General features: G+C 66.1%; 2 protein-coding genes. Both read right to left on the bottom strand.

Annotated elements, in window-relative coordinates:
• A partial coding sequence (locus tag DBR22_RS17380; RefSeq protein WP_108600055.1) for a mannitol-1-phosphate 5-dehydrogenase occupies positions 1-1,041 on the bottom strand: 1,041 nt, incomplete at its 3' end.
• The coding region (locus tag DBR22_RS17385; protein ID WP_108600056.1) for a PTS mannitol transporter subunit IICBA at positions 1,041-3,103 on the bottom strand (2,063 nt) is incomplete at its 5' end. The genes DBR22_RS17380 and DBR22_RS17385, both read right to left, overlap by 1 nt.

Consider the following 3,103-nt stretch of genomic DNA (forward strand, 5'->3'; position numbering starts at 1 on the left):
CGCCAGGATCTGCGCGAGCTCTGTGGCTTCGGCGTCGGCGGGGTCGTTGAAGCGCAGGGCCGCCGCGATGGCGCCCAGGAGCGCCTCCGGCACGATCCCGCGCTCGGCCAGCTCCGCAGCCGGGCCGATGAACCGTTCATGCCGGCTCAGCTTCCGCAGCGGGGCGCGGCCCACCCGGTTCACCGTGTCAGGCAGGTGCGGGTTGGAGAACCGGACCAGGATCTTCTGGACGTAGGCTTCCTGTTCGTCGTTGCTGAAGCCGTGCTTGGCCACCAGCAACTGCTTGGTCTCCTCGAGGACCGCCCGGACGTCTTCGGCAACGTCCTGGTCAGCCATGGCTTCGGAGATCTTCTCCAGGCCTGCCTCGAAGCCGAAGTAGGCCGCGGAGGCGTGCCCCGTGTTGACCGTGAACAGCTTCCGTTCGATGTAAGGCGAGAGGTCGTCCACGAACGTTGCGCCCGGGATCACCGGCTCGGCCCCGGCGAACGGGGTGCGGTCGATGACCCACTCATAGAACGTTTCCACCGTGACGTCCAGGCCCTGGCCCGGTTCCTGGTTGGGTACGATCCGGTCCACGGCGGTGTTCGCAAACACTGCCAGGGAGTCCAGCGATCCGGCGGCATCATCCCAGAGCCCGGCCACTTCCGCCCTCAGGATGTCCGTGGCGTTGATGGCGTTCTCGCAGGCCATGACCTGCAGTGGCGCCAGACCGGCGACCCGGGCCGCGATGCCCTTGGTGATGGCGGGCGCCACGAACTTCAGGATGTGCGGGCCCACCGCCGTGGTGACGATATCCGCCGTCGCGATTTCCCGGACCAGCTCCGCTTCCTGGGTGCCGGAGTTCAGCGCGCGGAAGCCGTCCACGGTCCGCACGGTGGGGTGCTCCCCCACCTCGTGGACCTTGTAGCTGTCCGCCGCCGCCAGCTGGTCGATCAGGGCATCCGCCACATCGGCGAACACCACCTCATAGCCCGCGTTGTGCAGCAGCAGCCCCACGAATCCGCGGCCGATGTTGCCTGCTCCGAAATGTACGGCCTTCACTATGCGTTCACCTTGCCGAACAGCTCCAGGACTTCATCCACGGACGTGGCCGCCTCGAGCTGGGCCACCTGGGCCTTGTTGGTGAACACCTTGGCGATGGAGGACAGGATATGGAGGTGCTCGTTGTTGACGCCGGCCACACCCACCACGAACTTGACCTGCTTGCCGTTCCAGTCGATGCCGTCCGGGTAACGGATCACGGAAACCGCGGACTTCATGATGTGGTCCTTGGCGGCGTTGGTGCCGTGCGGGATGGCCAGGAAGCTGCCCATGTAGGTGGAGACGGATTCCTCGCGCTCGTGCATGGCGTCGATGTAGGCCTCGTCGACGGCGCCGCGCGCCAGCAGGAGCCGGCCCGCCTCGTCGATGGCGGCATCGCGTGTGGTGGCCCTGCCGTTGAGGATCACGCTGTCAGGAACCAGGATGTCCGACGGCGGCGCGGCGGCCGGTTCTGCATCCACCGGGGCGTCTGCTGCGTGTGCCCCGTGGCCGGCAGCACCGGCAGCGGCACCTCCTGCGGCGGCGGCGGCGCCGAGGGCAGCACCGGCACCAGCAGCGCCAGCGCCAGTGGCAGTCCCGGTGCGGGCACCGGCGTCGGCAGTGCCCTCCGTGTTGCTTTCCCTGACCAGCTCAACGATTTCGTCGTAGCGGGGGCTGTTCATGAAGTTGTCCACGGAGAAGTGCGCGGCACTGGCTGTAGCCGGTTTGGCGCGCTCAGTGAGGTCCTGGTGCGTGATCACGATGTCGTAGGTATCGCTGAGGTTGGCGATGGCGGAATTGGTGACCTTGACGTCCGGGAACCCGGCGGCCTTGATCTTGTTCCGCAGCACCGAGGCGCCCATGGCACTGGATCCCATGCCGGCGTCGCAGGCGAACACGATGTTCCGGACGGGTCCGGCGAGGACGGCCGTTCCCACTCCCGCACCGGCAGCACCGGCGAGGGTGGAGGAAACGGAGCTCTTCTTGCCCTTCAGGGATTCCATCTGGGAGGTTGCAGCGGCAAGGCTGTCCTCCTCGGTGTTACCCACCGGGGTCTTGCTGGCCTTCAGGATGACCGAGGCGATCAGGAAGGACACCGTCGCGGCGAGGAGCACGGACAGTGCCACCCCGAAGTAACTGTCGCTGGCGGTGGCTGCGAAGACGGCGATGATGCTGCCCGGGGCTGCCGGTGAACGCAGGCCTGCGCCGGTGAGCACCAGGGTGAAGATGCCGGTCATGCCGCCACCGATTGCGGCGAGGATGATGATGGGCTTCATCAGGACGAACGGGAAGTAGATCTCGTGGATGCCGCCGACGAACTGGATCAGGGCAGCGCCGGGGGCCGAAGCCTTGGCCAGGCCCTTGCCGAAGAACATGTACGCCAGCAGGATGCCTACACCGGGACCGGGGTTGGCCTCGAGCAGGAAGAGGATCGACTTGCCGTTGGCCAGCGCCTGTTCCGTGCCCAAGGGCGTCAGGATGCCGTGGTTGACGGCGTTGTTCAGGAAGAGGACCTTGGCCGGCTCGATGAAGATGCTGGTGAACGGCAGCAGGCCGTTATTGACCAGGAATTCGACCACGGCACTGGCACCGTCGCTGAACGTCTTCACCACCGGGCCGATCACCAGCATGCCGAAGATGGCCAGGGCGGCGGCCACGATGCCGGCGGAGAAGTTGTCGATCAGCATTTCGAAGCCCGGCTTGACGCGGCCTTCCCAGACCTTGTCCAGCTTCTTCATGATCCAGGCGGTCAGCGGGCCCATAATCATGGCGCCGATGAACATGGGGATGTCCGTACCCACAATCACGCCCATGGTTGCCGTGGCGCCCACAACGCCGCCGCGGACGCCGTGGACCATCCGGCCTCCGGTGAAGCCGATCAGGAGCGGGAGGAGGTAGGTGATCATTGGCCCCACGAGCTTGGCCAATTCCTCATTGGGAGTAAAGCCGGCCGGGATGAAGAAGGCCGTGATGATGCCCCAGGCGATAAACGCCCCCATGTTGGGCATGATCATTCCGGACAGGAACGTCCCGAACTTCTGGACGCCGACCCGCACGCTGGTGCGGGGTTTCGCAACTGTCT

This window comes from Arthrobacter sp. HMWF013 (genome assembly GCF_003061105.1).
Taxonomy (GTDB): domain Bacteria; phylum Actinomycetota; class Actinomycetes; order Actinomycetales; family Micrococcaceae; genus Arthrobacter.